15 protein-coding genes and 1 pseudogene are annotated in these 22,784 nt (G+C 66.6%); 1 reads left to right on the top strand and 15 read right to left on the bottom strand.

Translation table 11 applies throughout. The features are described 5' to 3' along the window. Nucleotide 1: 1 nt before the first annotated feature. Nucleotides 2-1,171 (top strand): SPFH domain-containing protein, encoded by a 1,170-nt coding sequence (locus ACFWPH_RS22645; protein ID WP_378754049.1) that lies wholly within the window; start codon nt 2-4, stop codon nt 1,169-1,171. 101 nt (nt 1,172-1,272) lie between these two features. On the opposite strand, the pseudogene ACFWPH_RS22640 reads toward ACFWPH_RS22645, so the two are convergent. From ACFWPH_RS22640 to eccB, 15 genes and pseudogenes are all read right to left on the bottom strand, one after another. Beyond that, nucleotides 1,273-4,521: pseudogene (locus ACFWPH_RS22640) on the bottom strand (NAD-glutamate dehydrogenase domain-containing protein); the annotation flags it as partial. A gap of 268 nt (nt 4,522-4,789) precedes the next feature. Beyond that, complete coding sequence (locus tag ACFWPH_RS22635; RefSeq protein ID WP_378754047.1) at nt 4,790-5,677, bottom strand: hypothetical protein; 888 nt, start codon at nt 5,675-5,677, stop codon at nt 4,790-4,792. A gap of 27 nt (nt 5,678-5,704) precedes the next feature. Continuing rightward, nucleotides 5,705-6,805 (bottom strand): hypothetical protein, encoded by a 1,101-nt coding sequence (locus ACFWPH_RS22630; protein WP_378754045.1) that lies wholly within the window; start codon nt 6,803-6,805, stop codon nt 5,705-5,707. Between the two features lie 82 nt (nt 6,806-6,887). Beyond that, on the bottom strand, nt 6,888-7,235 hold the full coding sequence (locus tag ACFWPH_RS22625) for a helix-turn-helix transcriptional regulator (RefSeq protein ID WP_280417140.1): 348 nt from the start codon (nt 7,233-7,235) through the stop codon (nt 6,888-6,890). Nucleotides 7,236-7,258: 23 nt separating this feature from the next. Next, nucleotides 7,259-8,986 carry a type VII secretion protein EccE gene (eccE, locus tag ACFWPH_RS22620; RefSeq protein ID WP_378754043.1) on the bottom strand — a complete coding sequence of 576 codons (1,728 nt, stop codon included), beginning with the start codon at nt 8,984-8,986 and terminating at the stop codon, nt 7,259-7,261. Next, nucleotides 8,983-10,341 (bottom strand): type VII secretion-associated serine protease mycosin, encoded by a 1,359-nt coding sequence (mycP, locus tag ACFWPH_RS22615; protein WP_378754041.1) that lies wholly within the window; start codon nt 10,339-10,341, stop codon nt 8,983-8,985. The genes eccE and mycP overlap by 4 nt, the downstream gene beginning before the upstream one ends. Continuing rightward, on the bottom strand, nt 10,341-11,879 hold the full coding sequence (gene eccD / locus ACFWPH_RS22610) for a type VII secretion integral membrane protein EccD (protein WP_378754039.1): 1,539 nt from the start codon (nt 11,877-11,879) through the stop codon (nt 10,341-10,343). The genes mycP and eccD overlap by 1 nt, the downstream gene beginning before the upstream one ends. Then, nucleotides 11,876-13,549, bottom strand: a complete 1,674-nt coding sequence (locus ACFWPH_RS22605) for an AAA family ATPase (RefSeq protein ID WP_378754037.1) — start codon at nt 13,547-13,549, stop codon at nt 11,876-11,878. Before ACFWPH_RS22605 ends, eccD begins: the two co-directional genes overlap by 4 nt. 31 nt (nt 13,550-13,580) lie before the next feature. Next, nucleotides 13,581-14,441: an ESX secretion-associated protein EspG gene (locus tag ACFWPH_RS22600; RefSeq protein ID WP_378754035.1), complete on the bottom strand. Its 861-nt coding sequence runs from the start codon at nt 14,439-14,441 to the stop codon at nt 13,581-13,583. A gap of 31 nt (nt 14,442-14,472) precedes the next feature. Then, complete coding sequence (locus ACFWPH_RS22595) at nt 14,473-14,775, bottom strand: WXG100 family type VII secretion target (protein WP_378754033.1); 303 nt, start codon at nt 14,773-14,775, stop codon at nt 14,473-14,475. 61 nt (nt 14,776-14,836) lie between these two features. After that, entirely contained in the window at nt 14,837-15,244 is a 408-nt protein-coding gene (locus tag ACFWPH_RS22590) for a hypothetical protein (protein ID WP_378754031.1), read from the bottom strand. Nucleotides 15,245-15,284: 40 nt separating this feature from the next. Further along, a complete protein-coding gene (locus ACFWPH_RS22585; protein ID WP_378754029.1) occupies nt 15,285-16,691 on the bottom strand; it encodes a PPE domain-containing protein in 1,407 nt (468 codons plus the stop codon). Nucleotides 16,692-16,718: 27 nt separating this feature from the next. Beyond that, nucleotides 16,719-17,054 carry a hypothetical protein gene (locus ACFWPH_RS22580; protein WP_378754027.1) on the bottom strand — a complete coding sequence of 112 codons (336 nt, stop codon included), beginning with the start codon at nt 17,052-17,054 and terminating at the stop codon, nt 16,719-16,721. A 124-nt stretch (nt 17,055-17,178) separates the two neighbouring features. Next, a complete protein-coding gene (gene eccCa / locus ACFWPH_RS22575) occupies nt 17,179-21,189 on the bottom strand; it encodes a type VII secretion protein EccCa (RefSeq protein ID WP_378754025.1) in 4,011 nt (1,336 codons plus the stop codon). Then, complete coding sequence (gene eccB, locus ACFWPH_RS22570) at nt 21,186-22,739, bottom strand: type VII secretion protein EccB (protein WP_378754023.1); 1,554 nt, start codon at nt 22,737-22,739, stop codon at nt 21,186-21,188. Before eccB ends, eccCa begins: the two co-directional genes overlap by 4 nt. Between the last annotated feature and the right edge of the window lie 45 nt (nt 22,740-22,784).

Below are 22,784 nucleotides of genomic sequence, written 5' to 3'. Positions count from 1 at the left end.
GATGGCCTGGTTCGAACGCGAGTTCATCGCCGTCCCGGAGACCGGCAAGAAACAACTCGTCTACAAGTGGCCGGATATGAACATCCGGCGCTACTCCCGCGCCATCGTCAACGCCGACCAGACAGCGCTGTTCATGAAATCCGGCCACGTGCTGGGCATGCTGGGACCGGGCCGGCACCGGATAGACGCCGACGAGCTCCCCGTTCTCGGCGCGCTGGTGGACACCCTGTCCGGCGGCAACTACTACCGGGCCGAACTCTATTTCGTCTCGACCCGCGAGTTCGCCGGTATCAAGTTCGGTGGCCGGCTGGCCGATATCGCCGACCCGGTCAGCGAACAGATCGTGACCCTGCGCGTGTTCGGGGAATTCGCCCTCACGGTGCGCGACGCCCAGCAGCTGATCACCTCGCTGGCCGGCAGCACCGATCTACACGATCCGGCCGGAATCGAGTCGTGGAGCGCCGATCTGCTGCTCAAGTCCATGAAGGTCGCGGTGACACGAGAAGTGTCCCGCGGCGCGTGGCCCGTACTCGGCCTGTCGGGCGAACTGCCCGCGATCGAGCGCGCCGTTCTGGAACAGACCAACACCACACTCTACGAGTACGGTCTCCGCGTCCCCCGCCTCGGAAACTTCGACATCACCCTGGCCCCCGAGGACGCCGACCGGCTCAAGAGACTGGCGAAGGATGTCACCTATATCCGCCTGGCCGGCGATTTCCGGCAGTACGCGGCCGGCGAGATGGCCTTGGGCGCCGGCCACGGCCTGGCCACCGGACACGGCCACGACGGGGGTTTCCTCGGCGCGGCCCTGGGAATCAACGCCCTGCAACAGTCGAATCCGCCGGCACCCGGGGACGGTCCGGTCGCCCCGGCGTCACCGTGGCAGCACCGAACGTCCCCGGAGCGGGCCCCGCAGCCCGGCTTACCGCCGGGTGCCGGACCCGCGGAACTGCCGGCCGGGACCACACCCGGAGGGGCACAGTCCTCCGGTACCGCCGCACTTGCGTGTACCGGATGCAACGCGGTCAACCCGGAGGGCGCCAACTTCTGCGTGAACTGTGGAATGCGGTTCGCCCCCAGTCGGATTCCGGATTGCCGGGAATGCGGAGCCCAGCTTCTCGCGACTGCCAAATTCTGCGGATCGTGTGGAACCCCGACCCTGCTCAGCTGACCCGCGTTCCCCACGCCCGCTGAGGCGCGGTTCGCACACCTGCCCCCGCTTTCCGGTCCTGGAGCGCAACGCTCCGGGACCGGAAAGCAGGGGTTGTGTGCTCAGACGACGGTTGCCGACTCCGAGGTCCCGGCCAGGCTGCGGACCTGACGGGCCGCGACCGAAAGCGTCGCCAGGTCGTGGCGGGTGACCCCGAAGATCTCGGTGAGCGTCGCGCGGGCCCGGGCCAGCCGCGACCGGTTCGTCTGCTCCCAATAGTCCAGCTTCTCCGAGACCAGGTCCTCGGGGTCGGTGGCGGAGGCGATATCGAGCGTCAGCAGGCGCAGCGATTCGTAGAGATCGTCGCGGAGCGCCAGCCGGGCCAAACCGGCCCAGCGCCGGTCGTAGTCGAGATCGCCCACCGCGCCGATCAGCCGCGTGATCTCCAGATGGGCGTTGAGTGCAAAGTACAGCTCGGCCACCTCGTGCGCGTCCCGCTCGGCGATATCGGCGATATCCAGCACGTCCAGCAGCGGGAACAGTTGGATGAGGTGATAGACCTCGGTGGCCAGCGCGATGGGCGCACCGTCGTCCGCCGCGGTGGCGGCCTGCGCCGCGACTCGTTCGGACAGGGGCGCCGGCAGCCAGGCGGGGACCTGGCCCGCCAGCGCCCGGACACCGTCGCGGTAGCGGGCGATATCGGCGCTGATGGCAATCGGCTGCGGCCGGTTCAGCAGCAACCAGCGCGCGCCGCGTTCCAGAACGCGGTTGGTTTCCTGTTCGAGGCGGTCCCGCACCGCTGTCGGCATGGGGGTTGTCCGGATCCGATGCCACAGATCCCGTAACCGGAAGATATCCACCGCGGCGGTGAACGCCCGCACGGCATCCTCGGTCGTGGCACCGATCTCCTCGGCCAGCCGGAATGCGAAGGTCGCGCTTCCGAAATCGACCATCTCGTTGACCACGACGGTCGCCACGATCTCGCGTCGCAGTGGGTGTTTGTCGATGGCACCGGCGAAGCGCTCGCGCAGCGGGGTCGGGAAGTACTGCGGCAGGACCGCGGTGAAGGTCGGGCTGTCGGGCAGCTCCCCGGCCAGCAGATCGGCTTTCAGCGCGAGCTTGACATGGGCGATGGCGGTCGCCAGTTCCGGTGAAGTGAGCCCGGCCCCGGCCGCGATGCGCCGTTCCATTTCCGCGTCCGACGGCAGTGCCTCCAGCCGGCGGTCCACACCGCGACGGGTTTCCAGTTCGGTGAGCAACCGCCGGTGGACGGCACCGCGCCGGTCGGCGACCGATCGGGAGAGCCCGATCCGGAAATTCTGCGAGATATTGTCCCGCAGGACGAGTTCGGCGACCTCGTCGGTCATCTCCGCGAGCAATGGATTGCGGTCGGCGATATCCAGTTCCCCCGCCGAGACCACGGCATCGAGCAGGACCTTGATATTCACTTCGCGATCGGAGCAATCGACCCCTGCGGAATTGTCCAGCGCATCGGTGTTCATCTTCCCACCGCCACGGCAGAATTCGATCCGCCCCAGCGCCGTGGCGCCCAGGTTGCCGCCCTCACCGATCACCTTGACGCGCAGCCTGTCGGCATTCACGCGGACCGCGTCATTGGATTTATCGCCGACATCGGCATTGGTTTCGGTGCCGGCCTTGATATAGGTGCCGATACCGCCGTTCCACAGCAGATCCGCGGGCGCCTCGAGAATCGCCCGGATCATTTCCGGTGGGGACAGCCGGGTGGTGGATTGCGGGAGTCGTAGGGCGGCACGGACCTGCGGTGTCACCGGAACCGCTTTGGCGGTGCGGTCGTAGATTCCGCCGCCCGCGCTGATCAGCGACCGGTCATAATCAGCCCAACTCGACCGCGCCAGCCCGAACAACCGCTGCCGCTCGGCGAACGACGTCGCGGCCTCCGGATCCGGATCCAAGAAAATATGCCGATGATCGAACGCCGCCACCAACCGAATATGCTCCGACAACAACATCCCGTTACCGAACACATCCCCACTCATATCCCCCACACCCACCACCGTGAAATCCTGCGACTGGGTATCCACACCCAACTCGGCGAAATGCCGCTTCACGCTCTCCCACGCCCCCCGCGCAGTAATCCCCATCGCCTTGTGGTCATAACCAGCCGAACCACCCGACGCGAACGCATCCCCCAGCCAGAACCCGTAACGCCCCGCCACATCATTCGCAATATCCGAGAACGTCGCGGTCCCCTTATCCGCCGCGACGACCAGATACGTATCGTCACCGTCCCGCCGCACCACCCGCTCCGGCGGCAATACTGTGCCCGTACCGTGTTCGACATTGTCGGTGAGGTCGAGCAGTCCGGAGATGAAGGTCCGGTAGCAGGCCACGCCCTCGGTGAACAGCGCCTGCCGGTCGGCGGTGGCGTCCCCGGTGGCGGCCGGCGGCCGTTTCACCACGAAACCACCCTTCGCACCCACCGGCACGATCACCGCATTCTTCACCGCCTGCGCCTTCACCAGACCCAGAATCTCGGTCCGGAAATCCTCCAACCGATCCGACCAGCGCAAACCACCCCGCGCCACCGCACCGAACCGCAGATGCACACCCTCCACCCGCGGCGAATACACAAAGATCTCGTACTTCGGCCGCGGCTGCGGAAGTACTCCGATCGATTGGGGATCGAATTTGAGTGAGAGATGGGCCGGCGGTTCACCTTCGGCGTCGCGCCGGAAGTAGTTGGTGCGCAGGGTCGCGGTGACGACCCCGAGCACTGCGCGCAGTACGCGGTCGGTGTCCAGGCTGACCACGGCGTCGATTTCGGCCTCCAGCCATTCCGCGATGCTGTCCGCGGATTCGCTGCTGCCGTCGGGATCGAAGTATGCCTCGAAGAGCCGGACGAAACCGTGCGACATCTCCGGGTTGGCGAGCAGCACGCGGGTGATCCCGGCGGCGCCGTAGGAGAAACCGGCTTGTTTCAGGTATTTCGCGTAGGCCCGCAGTACGACGACCTGGCGCCAGTGCAGACCCGCGCACAGGATCAGTTCGTTGAGCGTGTCGATTTCCGCGGACCCGAACCACATCGCTTCGAACGCGGCGGTGAATCGCCGGGCGATACCCTCGCTCGCGGAATCGGCCGGACGGTCCAGATCGGCTTCCAGTTCGGGGTCCAGCCGGGTGCGTAATACGGCCGAGACGACCCGTAACCGGAAATCGTAGATCCATTCGGACCCGTCGCCGGTGGATTCGAGCTGATAGGGCCGTTCGTCCACAACCTCCACGCCGAGGCTGTGCAGTACGGGCAGGACACGGCTCAGCGAGACCCCCTCACCGGCGGCGTAGAGCGTGAACCGCCACTCCCCCGGCGGAGCTTCCGCCGTCCGGTACAGCGCGGTCCGGAAACGCGCTGTACCCAATTCGTTCGGATCAATCCGGAATCGCATCGGCGAAACTGTGTCCTGCATTGTCGTCACCGTGATCCGCGCCTTTCCGCTTCGGTTTCGATCCTGATACCAGGCACTCTACGCGTTTATCGTGCCGTTGTATAGCGGTACGTTACAGATGTGTAAGCGGTCACGAGTTCTGATCGCGGCAAAAGAACTGCCGCTGCGGCTGTTTCGGCGAACAGACCGCAACCGCACTGCCGGGCAGTAGCACTCAGGGCACGAGCAGACCCGAGCGCGCGAGGAAGGTCCGCGCCGCGGCACTACCGGCGAACGCCCCGGTATCCAGACGCAACCCGGTACTCGTATCGGCGTACCAGACCGCCGAGGACGCACTGATCGCCGCGAATACCTCGCCGTCGGCGACTACTTCGCTACTGGCAGTGCGCCATTGCGCGATAGCCTGCGCCAGCACGGCCGGCTGAGCGCTGTGCACCTGGAACGACAGGGCCCGGCCGCCGGTGATATCACCGGCCAGCAACGGACTTCCGGCGGCGAGCACACAACTCTGCACTCCGTCGGTCTCGTCGTGCGGCCGGCAGGCGGCCTCCCGCAGCGGGCCCGGCAGCACGGCCGACGGGTCGCCGCCCGGCGCGGACACCCCACCCAGCCCCGGCGGGGCGGTCAGCGGCGGGGCGGTGAGCGCACAGGATTTGACCATCAGAAAAGCCAGTACCAGCAGCACCGCCACCGCAACACCGCCCGCTGCCCGCCATTGCCATTTCGGATGATGTGCCGTGACAACGGCTTCCGCCTCACCCGCGATCCGTGAACGCAGGAATTTCAGGACACGGTGCCGATGGTGCGGGGCGGCGGCACCGGGTGGGCGCCCTCGGGTGTCGCCGGCCGGTGAACCATGGTGATGTGGCCACGCCTCCACACCCGGGTGATGCCCCGGTAAGCCCGGCCACGACACCGGCCCGCCGGCTTTGCCGCTCATCTCGGCGAGATGAGCACCCAGTCCGCCGTGCGTCACGCCCGGACCCGCACCACCCGCCGAGTCCACCGCGCGCACCTCCGGCAACGGCGCACCGCAATTGGCGCAGACCGAGACAGCCGCCCCTGCGGTGTGGCCGCAGTACTGGCAGCGCACCTGTGTCATCGCCACACCCCGCATCTCATGACCGGCTCACTGCCCCGTGATGATGATCGAGGAGATGGCGACCGTGTTGGTAGACCGCGAACCGGCGCTCCGCAATACCGTCAGCACGATTTCCGACGTTTTGAGAGGTGGCTCGATCCGGGTGACCACCAGCGAGCGCTGATCCAGCGTCTCCTGGGTGTACGTGGTCCGGTCCTCGTCCTCGAATTGGTAGGAAACCCGGCTCACCGTCCGGAATTCCGTCCACTGGTCGGCGCCGTCGGTACCGACGTGGTCCCAGCCGGGGACGATACCGATCGAGTCGATCTCGTACTCCTGCCCCAGATCGATGCGTAAGACCTGACCGTCGAGCTTGTAGGCCCGGGGACAGGACCATGCCTTGTCCGGTTCGCCGGAAAAGGCATCCATCCCTTCGGTACCGCCGGGCGGACAGCTCGATTCCGCAGCCTTGGGCATTATGGTGCCGCTACCGGGCGGTTCCGTGGCCGGCGGCGCCTGCGTGGGCGCCGCGGTGACGGCCAGCGGAGCGCTGCCGGACTCTTCTTCGCCACCGGTCACCACCAACAGAACCACGATGAGCAGGGCGACCACCGCGGCCACCGCCAGCGCCACCCGTGGCTTGCGGAGCTGCTCGGCCACCTCCCGTGCCATCTCCTGCGGAGTTTGCCGGGGGACAGCGGCCTGCTCGCTTTCGGCGGGCCGTTCCGGCTGGTCCTCCGTCGCCGCGGGAGAGTTCAGCCGGGACGCGGCTCGTTCGGCATTCTCGGTGGCCAGCGACGATGTTGCGCCCGGGTCCATGGGTTGCCCGCTGAGCAGGGCATTGATCCGCTCACTGGCCGAGGGGCCCGCGGTCGACCGCCGCGGCGGGACCGGCACCGGTTCGGAATCCGGTTCCGCAGTGGGCGGTTCCGGTTCCGATCGGCTGTAGGCTACCGCCCCGGAATCCGCGGCCGGACCGAGCAGCGATTCGTCGAAACTCGCCCGGGCCGGCGGTGCGGCGACGGCGACCGGCTCCTCGACCCGGGCAGCCGGTTCATCGGTGAGCCCGAAAGCCGGATCCGCGAGCAGGGCATCCAGTATCGCGCCTCGATTGCGGAGAAATACATCTCCGGAATCCGCATCGGGCATAGCCGAAATGGTATCGGCTCACCGATCGGCCCCCTCCTCAACATTCCCACATATGGGGATGATCGCGGCCGGGACCGTCCGCTCAGCGTGGTTTCTCGGCGGTGACGAAATACTCCGGCGGTACATCGAATACCCGCGCCAAGGCAATGATCAGATCGAGCCGCGGGATGGCATCACCATGGATGAGCCGGTACAGTCCGGACTGCGAAACCGGCACATCGGGATAGGCGAGCTCCAGATGCTGCGCCAGCGAATACAAAGTCAGGCCACGGGTCGATCCGTCCTCGGTGGAAACCACCGATTCGGCGATCAGCTCCGACAGTCTGCTGGAGAAGATCGCCGCCGCGGCTTGTCGTGGAGTGTGCTCCTGCGTTCCCTCCGAGTTGTCGAATCTTCCGCTGTCCGATTCGGTATCCGCTACCACGGTCATCGAGATTACCTGTTCTGCCCTTGTCAACGGGCGGGATATCCATGGGGCCGGGTCACCGGAACCGTCCGCTCGGAACTCTGAATCGCCACTGCGCCCGGCGGCGGCCGGTCGTTGTCCTCGAGATAACGGATTTCGCCGCGCGGCTCCACCAGATTCACCCGGACCGTACGCATCGGGATCCGCACATCCAGCTGCGCCTCCCCCACCTGTTCGATGGCCAGATCCACCGCACCGCGCCGCCGAGTCCCCGGATCACTGATGGATACCGTGGTCGGCGCTGCGGAGACCAGCGGCGGCACCTGGTCGAATACCGCGATGGTGGTGTCCATCTCGGACTCTCCGCCGTCGGCATCGGCCAGGCGCAGCGACCTCGTATCGCCCACCGCGCTGACCAGATGCTGCCAGCGCTGCGGCCGGTTCGTATGCACCTCGATATCCGCGCCCACCACGGTCGCGCGCAACACCAGCTGCTGCGCCACCGGCAGCATCGCCTGTACATCCACTGTCCGCCGCCGGGGGTTGTACCGGGCCGGGTCGAACAGGGGGAGTGCCAGCCGGTGGCGCGGCTGCCCGCTGATCGCGCCCAGGATCTGACCATTGGGACCGATCGCCACCCGCAGATCCGTGAGAACTTCGGGGGACGCCTCCTCAACAACGTGTTCATCGCGGGTCAGGGCACGCAGCGAAACACCCGTGGGCAGCGTGGCGCGCAACGCAAGAGCCTGCCTGCCCGGGAGCCGGCGCAGATAATCCGGCAGCTCCTCGGTCATCGCCGGGCCGATATAGCGGACCGCCGCGCGGGGCCCGTCCACACCGCTCAGGCTCACCACCAGCGTCGTACGCCCGCTGTTCCAGGTCCAGCAATCGTCGAGACCGGAACCGTCGAGTTCCGACCAATCGACCCCGAAACTCGTGACGAAGCGACCCGGAACCGAAGCCTTCAGGCAATCCCATTGCTCGGTCAGCTCGGACAGTTCCGCACCGGCATGGAGCAGGCGGGTGGCGTCCACGACGGCCGGCGCCGGGAGCGGATGCGCAGCCATACCACGCTCGCGTAACCGTCCGGCAATTCGATGGGCCGCCGTGGCAAGGGTTTTCGGTGCGACCACCGCGCACGGACCTCGACGCGCCAGCATCTTGAGATTCCGATCCTGATCCAGCCGGAGAACCAGCCAGGTCAACCGGTTACCGACGACCGGATGCGAACCGATCAACTGGTCGTAGAGCATGCTGTAACTACCCGCCGACCGCACCCGCTGCCCGGTGGTGACGATATCGATATCGATATCGATCCCGTAGTGGTCGAGCATGGGGAGCAGGCTCTCGGCCGAGACCGTGTCCTCGGTATAGATGGTCTGCTCGGCGATCACCGTCGGCAGATCGAGGTTCGGGGCGAGCTGGATCATGGCGACCAGCACGTTGCCGTCCTCGGCGATACCACACACCCCGGCCGGCACCTCGACATCGCGCACCGGCAGAGATTCGCCGAGCCGGGCAGCTCGCCGGGCCCGGCCGGACCGGAACTCGAGCCAGTCGAGCAGCCAGCGGATCGGGGTACGGCCGTTGATCCGGACCACTGCGGTCAGCAGTAGTCCGGCGAAGATCAACGCCGCACCCCACAAGGGCAGATACGCCGATATCGCGGCCACCACCACACTGCCTCCGATTGCCAGCACCGCGAACGGGCCGCGTTCCACACCGGCGACCCGGCGGTCCGGTGCATGTACCGGCGGTTCCGCCGTCACCGTCACCGCTGCCTCCGCCGCGCGCTCACGCCGTAGGTGGCGGCAGCACCGACCAGGACAGCCACGACGATCACGATCGCGGCGGTGATACCGGGCTTCGCATCCGGCGGCCGTGGTGCTGGTGGCAGCTCGAATCCCGCGGCGACGAACAGACCTTCCGGCGGCTCGGGCGGCATACGATAGCTCAGTGCAGCGACCGGATCGATGAGCCCGGCCCCCACCGTATTGTCGATACCACGCGCCGGGGCATGCGCCGAGGCGGCGAGGCGGGCCGTGATCTCGGCGGGTGTTTCGTTCGGATACCGGGATCTGATCAGCGCCGCCACCCCCGCCGTGTAGGCGGCGGCGAAGGACGTCCCGCCGACCGGCCCGAGTTTCCCGGGAGTGCCGACGCCGTTGATCAGCCCCGGGCTTCCGGGCCCCAGCGACTCGATGCTCGTACCGGGCGCGGCCACCGTCACCCACGGACCCAGGAGTGATTCGCCGACGGTCCCGCCGTGCGCGGTGGTCATCCCTACCGACAGCACCGACTCGCTGAAGACACCTGGTGCCGACGCGGTCTTGACATCGCGCCAATTCCGTGGATCACCAGGCCGCGCCGGATCGTAACCGGGGTTCTGGTTGTTGCACCCCTGACTGTTGGTGTTGCCGGCGCCCGCCACGATCAGCGATCCGCGTGAATGCACGGCGTAACCGACGGCTTCGGCAAGCACACCCAGGTCGACACCGGAATCGGTTTCCACACACACCGGTAGCGGTACTGCGATGACTCCCGCACCGAGATTCGCCGCATGAATGATGGCGCGCGACAGCGTCCGCAGTTCCCGGGACTGCCGGTCGCGATCGTCGCCCGCATAGCGTTCCGGCCGGAATGCGCTGGACCGATAACGTATGGAAATTATCCGCGCGTCCGGTGCGACCCCGGTGAACCCGTCCGCCGGAGCTGCGGCGCCCGCGATGATCCCGGCGATCAGCGTGCCGTGGGCGTCACAATCCTGAAGCCCGTCCCCACCCGCGGCCACATAATCACCGCCCGGCGCCAGCGTGGGCAGGCGCGGATGCGGCTCTACTCCGGTGTCGACCACGGCCACCGTGACACCGGCGCCCCGGCTCAGTGTGCGTGCGTCGGCAAGGTTCAACGCCAGCTCGGCCGGCGGCGTCCGCGAGATATCGGTGTCGTCCAGAACTCCCGTGGCCAGGCAACCGTTCTCCTGTTTGGTCGGCAACTCCGGCCCCGGCGGACCGTCCGGCGGCGGCGCACCGACCACGGCCTGGGGCGGTACCATCGCGGCCGCGGGACCGGCACTGACACTCAGGACGAGTACGGCCAGCGCCGCGGCCAGGGCCCTGCCCGGTCCCATCAGATTCCTCGCATAGCGGTGTAGACGCCCATGATCCAGAAGGCGATCACGGGAACGACGAGAATCAGCGCATACTCGATCAGATCGATGATCCTGCGAGTCACCGGTGTGAGCCGCTTACTGGGCAGGCGCAGCGCCGCGGTGAGCGCGGCCGCGGCGATCACCATCACGACGAGCACGACCGCCAGTCGCGCGAAGGGAGAGCCGTAGGCTCCGACCAGTACCGATGCGATACCGAGCACCGTCACCGACGACCCCGCGATCAGCGCTACCGCCTGTACACGGTCGGGGTACCAGCGCGAACGCATGGCCAGGATCCCGGCGACCGCGGCGCCCATGACTATCTCCCGGATACCGCCCGGACTCACCGCCGCACAGATCACGGTGGACACCGACAGCAGCGCCGAAATGGCCACCACGAGCCCCCGCAGGCTGGTCACCGCCAGCCGCGCCCGGCTCTCGATACCCACCTCGTCACCCCGCCGCGTCTGCTCCGCGGCCGCGGTGTCCTCGGCGCTCTGCTCCATATCGCGATGGGTTTCGGCATCGAAGATATCGGTGAGCGTCGCCGGGTTCACCTCATTGCCCGGGTCGGGCAGATCCGGGGGCCGGATCCGGGCGATCAGCACCGCGATCCGCGGCGCGAGGGTGAGCAGCACCAAGCCGGTGAATACCGCGCCACCGGCCACCTGCCGGGTCGCGAGGTCGAAGTAGGTCAACGGCAATACCGTTGCAGTGACCGTGATCCCGAGAACCGAGACACCCATCAGGGTCGCGATACCGGAGCCCGTCAGCCGCATCATCGCCATCGCCGCTACGGCGGTGACCACCGCACCCGCCGCGATATTGGCCGGTGCGAACGGTCCCGGTTCACCGTAGGCCGGCGGCACCAGCATCGCGCTGCCGGCGAACAACAGCGGAAGTGCGGCAAGCGCGGCGCCCAGCGAGATCCGGCGCTTGGCCCCACTACCACGGATCCCGACGGCCGCCGCCCAGCACAGCACGCCGAGCAGTAACGCCGGTAGCCCGCACCACAGCAGCGACCCGGTCCGGGTCCACGTCCAGGACAGCATGGTGGCGATTCCCACCGCGCCGATTCCGAAGACGACCAGCCCCACCACGGCCGCGGTATCGGGGTCGAACTCGGCGAACTCACGTTCGTTGATGAGGGCCAGTGCATCGGTGATGTCCTCGACCACCGGCGTGAACACCTCGGCCGATTCGACCGGCGCGAGCATCAGCACCGTTCCGTCGACGATGTCGTGATCACCGAGGCTGCGCCAGCGCGGAATCGGCGGCTCGCCCGGCCGGGCCAGACTCCATTGTCCCTGCGGCGGGCTGAAATCCACCTCCGGGTCGCCGATCGCGTCCGCGAGAACCGCCACCAGATCGTCGATGAACGTCTCTACGGTGAACTTGGTCGGTACCACCACATCCACCTGATAGGTGGCGACCATCACGGCGATCCGAGCGCGCGCGACCTCGGCGGGGGCGGCGCCGCCGGATGGAGCGGGCGGCGCCGTCTGCACTGCGGTCACCGCATGGCCCCGGGGTCACCACCGGACGGCTCGGCCAGATAGCCGGGGAAATCATCGGCCAGACCGGCCGCCAGATCTTCGAATGCCAGCGCGGTTTCCTTCTGCAACATGCGCAGATCGATCTCGCCGCCCTCGGCGAGATGCGGATCGAACGGTATCTGCACGGTCGGCCGCTGGGCCGAAGCGAACAGTTTCTCGATGGCTTCGACATCCACGGTGGGTTTGACCGGATGCTGCCGCACGATCGCGACCACCGAATTCCCGATCAACTGATCGAAACCGTGGGAACTGAGCCAATTCAGCGTGGCGACCGCGCCGGTGACGCCACCTACGGTTGCGGGAGTCACCACGACCACCGCATCGCTGGTGTGCAGAACACTGCTCGTCGAAGAATCGAGCACACCGGTTCCACAGTCGACCACGAGCAGATTGTAGTGGCGGCGCAATATCTCCACTCCGCGCCGGTATTCGTCGCCCGTCAGCGCCTCACCCGAGTCGGTGTTCCAGGGCGAGGCGACCACCGCCAGATCCGCGGTATTGACCGCGGTGTAGGAGTGGACAGCGGAGAACGAATCCAGTCGTTCTCCCGCGGCAGCGAGATCGCGCAGGGTGAGCCCGAATTGGTGCCTGGCCGTACGACTGGACAGATCACCGAAATCCGGGTTGGCGTCGATGGCGGCCACCCGATCGGGACGCAGCTTGGCGAAGGTCGACCCGAGGCCGGCGACGGTCGTGGTGCGGCCGACGCCGCCCTTCACGCTCACCACCGCGACCTGGTACGGCGCGGTGAGCTGGCGGCGGATCTGGGTACGGCGGCTTTCGGCGCGCTGTTCGGCCGGTGAAAGCCCGAGATTGAAGCCGACTTTGTTGAGCGCCCCGCGCACACCCTTGTTGGAACGCAGATGCGCTTGCCGGACCGCGGCGATCTCGGCCAGCAGCTCCGCGGACGCCAGCGCGGGCGGCAGCACCTCGATCCGGCCGGTGGTGTCGTAGGCCTGCCGATGGATGCGGTCGGGAACTCGTGAATGGTCCGTCGTGGCGTGTGCCGGCGCGTGGCCCGGCGACGCACCGTATCCGCTGTAGCCGCCCGGCGGCACGGCCGGGTTCGCGTGTGCGGAGTAGTTCGCGGACGCGGGCGGTGCGATACCTGCGTCGGGCTGTGCAGGTCCGGGACCGGTCTCCGCTGCGCCGAGCCGGCCCGGCCCGTGGCCGGTGGAACCGGCCGCAGCCGGGCCCGGCATACCTTGTTGTCGACGCTGCGCTATCGCCTGCCGTTCGGCCTCGGCTGCTTGCTGATGCGCATCGGCCGCCCGCCGGCGCAGCTCGGCCAGCTCACCGTCGGAGACACCATCCGGATCGGCGGATGCCGCAGTGGCGGGCTGCGGTGCCGGGGCGGATACCGCCGAGGTTGCGGCACCAGGCGGCGGCGCAGCAACATTCTGTGGAGGAGAGGAGCCGGCCTCTGCCGGAGCGGTCTCACCGGGACCGTGCTCCGGCGGCCGTGGCTCGGATCCCGGGGGTCCATCGCTCACCGAGGCACCGGACGAACTCGCGGATACCGGTACGGACCCGTCCGACGGACGGTCCTCGAGCTGTGCGAAATACGCGTCGTACCCACCCCTTGCGAGCGCCGCGGAGGCATCGCCGTTGGTTGTCGGTGCCCGGTTCATCTCACCGTCCTCTCATCCAGCACTCCGAAACTCAGCCGGTGCGCGCGGTATGGAACCAACTGCTCCCCGGCAGGAGCTCCGCCAGGGTGTTGATACCACTGTGCAGGGCCGCATGGTCACCCGGCCGGAACGTTTTGCGGGTCCGGCCGTCCAACGTCACGCTGGGTGTGATCACGAACCGCCCGGAGAAGGTGTCCAACACGTTCATACAGATTGTGAAGTCGGGTGTTTCGGGTCCGCCGTCCCGATGTTCGATCATGAGCACCTCGGCTTGGCGGACGATCTCGCCGAGGGCACGGGTGAGCGCATTCGCGGTCCGCGGTGTGGCGCCCAGTTCACGCAGCCCGGTCCGGACCCCGTCCGAATCCTGAGGCGGTTCACCCGATTCGGCATCGTCCGAGGTGAAGGGATCGAAATCCAGTACCGGGTACTCGCCGAGTACCGATTCCAGTACCGCGGTGAGCGTATCCAGCTGCGAACCCTTGTGGAACACCGACTGGATCACCACCTCGTCGTCACAGCGCACCGCGAGGACATGGTGCTCGCCGCGGCGAACCAGTGACAGGCGCAGCATCGTCCGAGCGTGCCCACCGCGGCCGTTGTCTATCACCCGGACGGCCAGCTCGGTATCCGGACGTTCCAGACACCGCAGCCACCCGGCCACTACTGGATCCACCTGGCCACCGGAGACGATTCCGTCCGCGGTGAGTTGTTCGGCGACAGCAGCCCGGACCAGATCGCGGTCGGCGATCCGGAAGATGTTCGGCATGATCGCCAGCACCACGGGATAGCTGTCGATGCCGACCATGTCTTTGAGGACAAGGGCGGCATCGACATTCAGATCCACCGACACCGGGTCGCCGGATTCCTCCGCTACCGAGGCATTTCCCACCGGTGTAACTTCGATCAACGCACCACGCGCCTCAGAGCAGACCCCGGAACATCCGGGCGACGTCTTGGTCCGCGGCGCCGATCATATCGGCGGCATTGTTGGTCGACCTGTCGAGATTGGCGATACTTTGCTCGTAGGCCCTGAGCCGCTGGTCCAGGTCCACTGCCACTTGGTCGTAACCACTGGCCGCGTCGCCCTTGAACTGCGTGAGCAGGTCTTCCTTCATTTTGTTCAGTGTGCTGATGTTGGTTGCCATTTCGCCGATGACACCCTTCACCTGCCCCAAAGCCTCCATGATTGCGGCTTTATCGGTATAGATTTGTCCAGTAGCCATCAGAGGCCCTTCCTGTTCCGACTGTATAAGAAAACGTGCGATAAAATTCGCCGGCGCCCGGTCAGGCCCAGTTGTCCTTCACCTTTTGCGGGTCCCAGTTCTGTTCGACCGTCCCGTCATTCCAGGTGCCGGTGGCGCCGGTGCTGACGCTCCCGTCCGTGTAGGCCTCCCCCATCCCGCTGATCAGTGCCTGCAACGCTTCCCCGTCCCGGTGGGTGAACTCCCCGGCCGATGTATTGATCATGCTCATGATCTCCTCGATTTTCACCGCCACCTTCTTACCGGTATCGAGGACGTTGGCGAAAGCATTCTCGACAGCAGTACCGGCTTTGCCGACGAATGCGGTCTGCAGGGTGCTTTGCGAACCGCCGAGCGTACGGAGGTTGGTCTCCAGCGTCTGCAACGGCCCGTTCATTCCGCTGGCGAAATTGACCAGTGTAGTTTCGTCGACGTCTGTCAGGTTGGCCATGCTGCTCTCCCTTTCGATGCTCCAGTGAACCCCGGCCGATTCACCGGGCACTGAATCCATTCTCCGACTCGGCAGGTTCGTCGAGTCGATCCAGTACTCCCACGAGTGAGGAGTCCGCGGGCAAATCGATTTCCGGGTCGTCGTCCTGGTATTCGATGACACCGATCGCCGGCGGTCGTTCCAGTTCCGGCACCTCGAATTGCTCGCCCGGGGTGAAAACCTTTCCGTTTCTCGCGTCCTCGTCCCGGCGGCGCCGCATTTGCGCCGCCGGCGCCGATACTCGTTTCGCGGCAGATCGCACCGGAGCGGCCGGGGCCGATGTGGCAGTGGGTGCGCCGAAAGCGGTACCGGCGCCCGGGGTCCACCCTGTGGGCAACCGGAAACCCGTTGCTGCACCCGGCATAGCACCGATACCGCCCCGGATCAGTCCGAATCCGGTCAGCGCGCCGGCACCGCCATTGAGAGCGGCCAGCGTGGACGACTCCGGGGATACACCGAGCAGCGGTCCGGACGTCGAAGTATCCGCACCGTAGCTGTCCAGGCCGGAACCGGACCCGGGCTGCGGTCCCACCGGCTGTTGTGGATCGGCCGGCGATTGCGGGTCCGATCCCGACGGCCCCGGATCCGGCCCTTCGGCACTGGGGCCGGTGTCCCCTCCACCACCGTTGGTTTCCGGCCCACCACCGGAGGAGTCAGGCCCGCCACCGGGCCCCTGGCCGGGACCGGGACCGGGACCGGAATCCGCGGGTAAGTAGGGGCTATCGGGCCCATTATCGATCAAGCTCTGCAACAGGCCGTTCACCTGGGGATCGGGCGTCGGCGCCGACCCCGGTCCCGGCATCGCGATCGGCGGCGGCACCGTGAGCAAACCCGCCGTCGCGGCCAGGTCCACGAGCAGCGCCACAGCTCCGATCTCGTAGCCCATCATGGCACTGCCGGCGCGGATCCTCAGCTCGTGATACTTCGCCTCCGCCACGGCATGGGCCGCGCTCGAAGTTCCGAAAACCACTGCTGCCGCTGCGGATACCGGTCCGGCGCCCGCGGAGGCAACCGCCCCGCTGGTAGCCATCACCGCAGCCGTTGCCGCCAGCGCCGCCATCACCAGTTCGATCTCCAGCCTGGGCGGCATCGCCTGGAGCGCCGTCTCGTGCAGCCTCACCCCATGACCGGCCAGATCTGCGATCTGCGCCGAGATCCGGGCGTGATCGCGCACCCACTGGTTGTGCTCGGTGAAAGCCGCCTGCGCACGCTGGGAGCCCAGCCCACTGGGCCATGCCTCCGCCATATCCCTCAACAGACCCTCGGTACCGGCCGCTGCTGATTCGAGTGCATGGTCTATTGTCGAATAGGCACGTGAAGCGTCGTACATGGTTGCAGCGCCCGGCCCGCTGTCGATCAGGTCCCGATTCTGGATCGGCTCCAGCGCGAAGTACTCGAAGAATGGCATAGCACCCTCACTCCGCGACGATGTCGATCAGTTACCGAGTACCGAAGTAGCCACGGCACCACCGACCGCGGCGACCGGCACACTTCCAGCCACATCCGTCGCCTGGAGGACACCGGCGGCGGGGACAATTTTGGCTACACCGTCGAGCTTTTCGACACTCGCGACGTCCACGAGGCTCGACACCACCGCGCCGACCGCGCTGAATCCAACCGACATCAAAAAACCCGGCATATGAAATCCCGTGGGTCCAGGCATCGCCCGTGGTGTTGCGGAGTGAACCGTGCCGATCATTTCGGCTTCTTGGGCTGCGAATCCTGCGCTGATGGCCGGCATCAGATCAGGAGTGATATTGATAGGAATCATCGCGGCTCCGATCGATCAATCTCCACGCCCGTCACCCACTTCCGGTAACAGAGCAGTACACAGAGAACGCTAGGCCATTCCCAGTACTGGAGAGTCCCACTGAGCGGTCCGCCGGATGCACCCCTTATTCCGGCACCCAAGCCGACTGCACCAAGTCTTTGGTCGACGACAGCGGCTCCACCAGAATGCCCCGGCCCACCGGTTGTTTGGTGGCCTTCACATCACCGATGAGCATGCCGTCGAGTTTCGTCCCGTCCATGATCAAACCCGACGAGTTCAGGTTCTTCACCTGTCCGAGCACACTGTCGTACAGAGCGGAGTCGGCCTGGGCGATACTGCGCGCGATGATCAGGTGGAAGCCGGTATCGCGGCCGTCGACGATGAGTTCCTTCAGGGCATCGAGGGGATTCATCTGCCCACGCTGCACGACCATGTGATAGTCGTCGACCACCACGAAGATCTCCGGCCCGCTCCACCAAGACCGGTCTTTCAGCTGTTGCGATGTCACCCCTTCCGGGGGACGCCGGGCACGTAGCTTCTGCGCGACGAACGGCAGATCCTGCACCAGATCACGGTTACTGGTCAAATACCCGATCGACTGCTCTTCGGGCACCGCATCCAGATGCCGCCGGCGGTAGTCGACCAACAGCACCCGGGCCTGCTCCGGAGTGAAACGAGTCCGGATGGACTCCAGCACCGCTCCCAGTACGGTCGACTTCCCGCTTCCCGAGGACCCGAGAACCATGAAATGGGTGGAGACTCCGAAATCCACTACGGCGGGGGCCAGATCGGATTCGCGGATTCCGAACGGCACTCGCAGTCGTTCGGCCAGATTTGTGGGAGGCGGTACACGATCCAGGATTTCGGGCATGGTCACCTGGTTCGGCAGCAGTCGCACCTCGGGTGCGCGCCGTCCGGAGAACGTCTGGCTCACCTGGGTGATCGCCGCGCTGAGCCCGGCCGCGGCGCTGTCGGCATCGCCGTCACCGTCGGTCCGCGGCAGGGCCGTGATCATATGCAGACCCTCGCCCGAGATACACCGGCCCGGCCGGTTCGGCGGAACCGAAGCGACGACGGCACGATGGACGCTGAACACCGTATCGGTGAGGTCACCGAGCCGCATTTCCAGCCGGGTCTGGATGAGGTCCTTGACCGCCGGGCGGATGGCCGCCCACCGGGAACTTCCGGCTACCAGATGCACGCCGTAGTTCAGCCCCTGTAGCGCGATCGATTCCATGATCGGCATGTACTCGTCGTAGTACGGCCCGCTGACCGCGAAACCGATATCCCAGCCGTCCACCACCACGAATACATCGCCGTGGTCGTCACCGTAGGAGGACAGTTCGGCAGAACCTTCCGGTGTGGCTCGGCGCCGGCGGAATTCCCGCATGGAGTCGATCCCGAGATGGTCGAACAGCGACTGCCGGGAGGCGAGGAGATTGCGGAGCAAGGCGAATGTGCGGCGGATCCGGTCCACGTCGCGCGCCGAGGCCACCGCACCCACATGCGGCAGCGTGCGCAAGGCCGAGAGCCCGCCGGAGAAATCGAAGCAGTAGAACTGCACCTGCTCCGGTGTGTGGGTCAGCGCGGCCGAGACGATCAGCGTCTGCAGTGCGGTGGATTTACCCGACTGCGGGCCACCGACGACCGCAGCATGACCACCGGCACCGGAGAGGTCCACCGACCAGACGTCCTGCCGCTGCTGCCGCGGTTTGTCGATGATCGCCCACGGCAACCGGAGTGACCCCGGTTCGACCGCCTGGACCAACCGGTCCAGCGTCGGCGGCACACCGAGCGGTGGAAGCCACATCTTGTGCGCCGGGCGCCCGTGCCGCGCGAACTGCTGCAGCGTCGTTTCCATCACGGTCACGGGCTCGCTGTCGTTGTCCTCCGGCTCGTTCACCGGCACCGCCTCGACCACCTGGACAGGGCGCGATTCCACGATACGAGCAGTGGTGAAGCGCTGTGGCGGCTTGTACCCGCCACCGGGACGGCGGGCCCGCTGCGCGCTCGTCGCCGTCGTCTGGGCGGGCGGACTGTACGGTGCCCCCACATACGCGGCCTGGAACCGCTGGAGATCACCGGCGCCGACCCGCAGATAGCCGGAACCCGGTTTCTTCGGCAGATGGTAGGCGTCGGCTGTGCCGATGGCATCGCGGGAGTCGCTGGTCTGATTGGTGCGCAGCGCGATCCGATACGACAGGTGCGCCTCGAGCTCGCCCATACGGTTGGCCGGCACCTTCTGCGAGGACAGCAGCAAATGGATTCGCAGCGACCGGCCCAGGCGGCCGATGGCGACGAACAGTTTGGAAAAGCTCGGATGCTGCTCCAGCAGTTCGGCGAATTCGTCCAGGATGATGAGCAAGGTCGGCAGCGGTTCGAACCGCGCGCCCTGTTCCCGCGCCTTCTCGTAGTCGGCGACACTGGCGAAATTCCCTGCGTCACGCAGAATGCGCTGCCGGCGCGCCATCTCGCCGTTGATCACGTCCTCCATACGAGTAACGAGATCGGCTTCCTCTTCCATGTTCGTGACCACCGCGGTCACATGGGAGAGCCGGTCGAACCCCAGGAAGGTCGCACCACCCTTGAAGTCGACCAGCAGCAGGTTCAGCACATCCGGTGAATGTTGCGCGACCGCCGAGAGCACCAGGGTGCGCAAGAACTCCGATTTACCCGACCCGGTCGCGCCGATGCACATACCGTGCGGGCCCATACCTTCCTCGGCGGATTCCTTGATATCCAGGAAGACCAGCTGTCCGGTGGGGTCGTGCCCGACAGGAATGTTGAGGCGATTGCGGTCGGCGTCACGGCGGGTCGGCCACTGCCTGTCCACCCGGATATTTCCCGGGTCGGTGATGCCGACCATATCCTCCCAGGACGTACTTCCGCTGGTCTGCTCCGCGGCGACCGCCTCCACGACGGTGGACAAACGGTAGGGAGACAGGCGGCGGGCCACGGCCGTCACCTGCGGTACCGACATGGTGTCCGCGGTACCGACGAGGCGGGCGCCACGCGGTGTCAACTCCTCGAGCATATGGTCGGCACCGACGGCGAACTTCAATGACCGCGGCAGTGATTGTTCCGCCTCGCCCAAGCGCAACCAGGTGCAGCCGTCGATACCGGAGATATCCCGGTCGGTGTTGGCGCCCCCGGATTCGACGAGCAGAACGAAATGCGACTTGTCCATCGTGGGCTCGTTGTTCGCGGAGAACGGGCCACGGTTGAGCCCGGCCAGAACCTTCGTCCGCAGCTCGGCGACGGTGCGGTACACCATCCGGCTCGATCCGATGGCATCCGTATCGGACGGATGCTGGGTATGCGGCAGCCATTTCAACCACGCCCACTCCGGGCTGTCCGGATCGTTGAGGACCGCGGCCACCGCGACCTGGTCGGGTCCGTGCAGGACCGTGACCTCGGCGATCATGGCCCGGGCCAGACCGGCGACCGCGGCGGCATCGCCGTCCAGGCCGACCAGCGGTGCCGACAGCAGATTGATCGCCACCGGCATCCCGCCGACGGTCGAATACGCCTTGGCGAACCGGGTCAGCTCGACCACCCCGACCGGATCGAGGTCGGAGGTCGGGGCGGCTTCCGGCACGATGACCCGGACCTGGTTCGCGATCCGGCCGCGCCCCATCCGGACGCGCAGGAACTGCGGATTGGCGACCTGCACCTCCCACATCCGATTGCCCCCGACCAACCGGTTCAGTCCCATCGGCCCGGGATGTGTGTAGGAAAGATATTCGTACAGCTCGGTTTCGGCCTCGTGCACGGTCTTGCGGTTATCGGTGATCGACCGCAGATAATCCTTGCGTTCCTCGTTCAATCCGGCCGCTGTGCTGTTCGCTCCCCCGCTGCCGCCCAATGTCCCGCCCAGCATGCCGAACATCGACACGATCATCATCATCGGGAACATCATCATCATCGGGGACATGGCGCGCCCGCTGGAGAACATCATCGCCATCATCCCGACCATGGCCAGCACCATGATGACCGGCATGATCATCTTCATTCGCGACAACGGCACCGGCCGGGGCAATTCCGTCGGTGGCTGCAAACGCAATTCGGTGACGGCCGGCGCTTTGGGGCCCCGCACCATACGGGCCGGCCGGACGAAACGGCGAGTCGCTGTCATTTCTTGCCCTGCATCTGCACACCCGTCATATTCGTCGGAATACCGTCGTGCTGGATCATCGCGTCGGCTACCGAAAGTGTCGGGCCCACCGCGAACAGCGAAACGATGCTCCACGGCGCCGGTACCGGTTCCTGCAGGCCCAGCGCGGACAGCGACGGGTCCCGGGCACCGCCCTGTACCTTCGCGTCGATCCCGTGCCGGACGCCGCTATCGGTGACCCAGAACAGTGACTCACGCAGGGGCGAACCGGGTTCGGCGCCGGTGACCTGGACGAACTTTCCGGTGTCCCGGGGCAGATAGGCATAATCGGCGGTCGCGCCACCGGACCACGGAGCCGTCACCAACTGCACGGTCCGGCCCCGTTCCTGTTTGGTGAGCGGAAGCTCACGACCGAACAGCAGCCTGGTGTGCGCATTCGGATCCGTTCCGGTGCGAGACCAGTGGTAGCAGGTGATCAGGTCGCGGACGGGGTCCAGGATCTCGACTGGTTGCGCGGGATAGGTGGCCGTGCCCGGCCAGTCCCCCGGCCGCAGATTCGCCGCGGCCACGTCCGGGCTGATGGTTCCCGTCGACACCACTCCGTGCGAATTCGCGTTGCGCACAATGGCTGCCAGTACCGGGCTCACCCGTACCAGCCCGGAATTCGACACCAGATAATAGACGGCCGGCTGGTTCGGGACGGAAACGGTGACGATGGAACCGACCACCGCATCCATCGCGGGTTTCAAGGTCACCGGCGCACCGGCGTCCGGTACTTCTGGCACGCGTATCGGTGGCACTTCGGGAATGGCGCCGAGCAGACCGGGCGAGGCGGCGGCCACGGTGGCCGTCGAGTCGATTCCGAGAGCCAGCAGCACCGCCGATTCGGCCATATTGATCTCGGCGCGCACCACGCCCTGCTCCGAATCGTGGTAGACGAGCCAGGTCGCGTCCTCGCCACGCAGCAGCCGCGCCTGCGGTGCGCGCATCTCGTGGATCGAATCGTCGTCCACGGTCAGCGGACCGGCTATCGCCGTGGTGAGTACCGCGGAGCGAGACAGGATGGGCAGTCCCGTCTTCGGGTCCACCGGCGCCGCCGCTCCGGTGCGGGCGGTGTCACACACCGTCCACTCCGTATCCTTCTCTCCTGCGTCGTTGATCTGTCCCGGAGCGCCCGGTATACCCACCCAGGCACCGCGTGGATATTTCTCCAGCTCGCTGCGCGATACTTCGACAGGGTTGGCGGCCTGCCCGACGATCAACCGCGCCGAGGTCAGATTGAGCGCGGGGTGTAGTCGCTCGCCGAGTTTCACATACAGTGCGCCGCTGTCCTTCTCCGCGATGATGGGCGAGTTGCCCACCGGCTTGGCTGGTTTGAAGAAGGCGAGGACGGCAGCACCGGCGATCCCCACGCAGGCCAGCACGACTCCGATGGCAAGGGCGGTGGACCGGCCCCGGGACGGGTCGTCGATCATCGAGGCGTCCCGGCGCACCAGGGCGTGCTCGATCCGATGTAGCAGAAACCGCCAACCCGAAACCTGGTGTTTGGTCACCACCCGGAAGCGTGCCACCGGTATACGTTCCTTCCGCCGACCTCGGCCACAACCTAACGCGCA

The organism is Nocardia sp. NPDC058499 (assembly GCF_042719915.1).
GTDB lineage: Bacteria > Actinomycetota > Actinomycetes > Mycobacteriales > Mycobacteriaceae > Nocardia.
Note: the sequence above shows the minus strand (reverse complement) of the source record. Positions and strands in the feature narration are given on the sequence as shown.

Coding starts and splice junctions, on each gene's coding strand:
- ACFWPH_RS22645 (WP_378754049.1), top strand. CDS start 2: ATGGCCTGGTTCGAACGCGAGTTCATCGCCGTCCCGGAGACCGGCAAG.
- ACFWPH_RS22635 (WP_378754047.1), bottom strand. CDS start 5,677: ATGACACAGGTGCGCTGCCAGTACTGCGGCCACACCGCAGGGGCGGCT.
- ACFWPH_RS22630 (WP_378754045.1), bottom strand. CDS start 6,805: ATGCCCGATGCGGATTCCGGAGATGTATTTCTCCGCAATCGAGGCGCG.
- ACFWPH_RS22625 (WP_280417140.1), bottom strand. CDS start 7,235: ATGACCGTGGTAGCGGATACCGAATCGGACAGCGGAAGATTCGACAAC.
- mycP (WP_378754041.1), bottom strand. CDS start 10,341: ATGGGACCGGGCAGGGCCCTGGCCGCGGCGCTGGCCGTACTCGTCCTG.
- ACFWPH_RS22605 (WP_378754037.1), bottom strand. CDS start 13,549: ATGAACCGGGCACCGACAACCAACGGCGATGCCTCCGCGGCGCTCGCA.
- ACFWPH_RS22595 (WP_378754033.1), bottom strand. CDS start 14,775: ATGGCTACTGGACAAATCTATACCGATAAAGCCGCAATCATGGAGGCT.
- ACFWPH_RS22590 (WP_378754031.1), bottom strand. CDS start 15,244: ATGGCCAACCTGACAGACGTCGACGAAACTACACTGGTCAATTTCGCC.
- ACFWPH_RS22585 (WP_378754029.1), bottom strand. CDS start 16,691: ATGCCATTCTTCGAGTACTTCGCGCTGGAGCCGATCCAGAATCGGGAC.
- ACFWPH_RS22580 (WP_378754027.1), bottom strand. CDS start 17,054: ATGATTCCTATCAATATCACTCCTGATCTGATGCCGGCCATCAGCGCA.
- eccCa (WP_378754025.1), bottom strand. CDS start 21,189: ATGACAGCGACTCGCCGTTTCGTCCGGCCGGCCCGTATGGTGCGGGGC.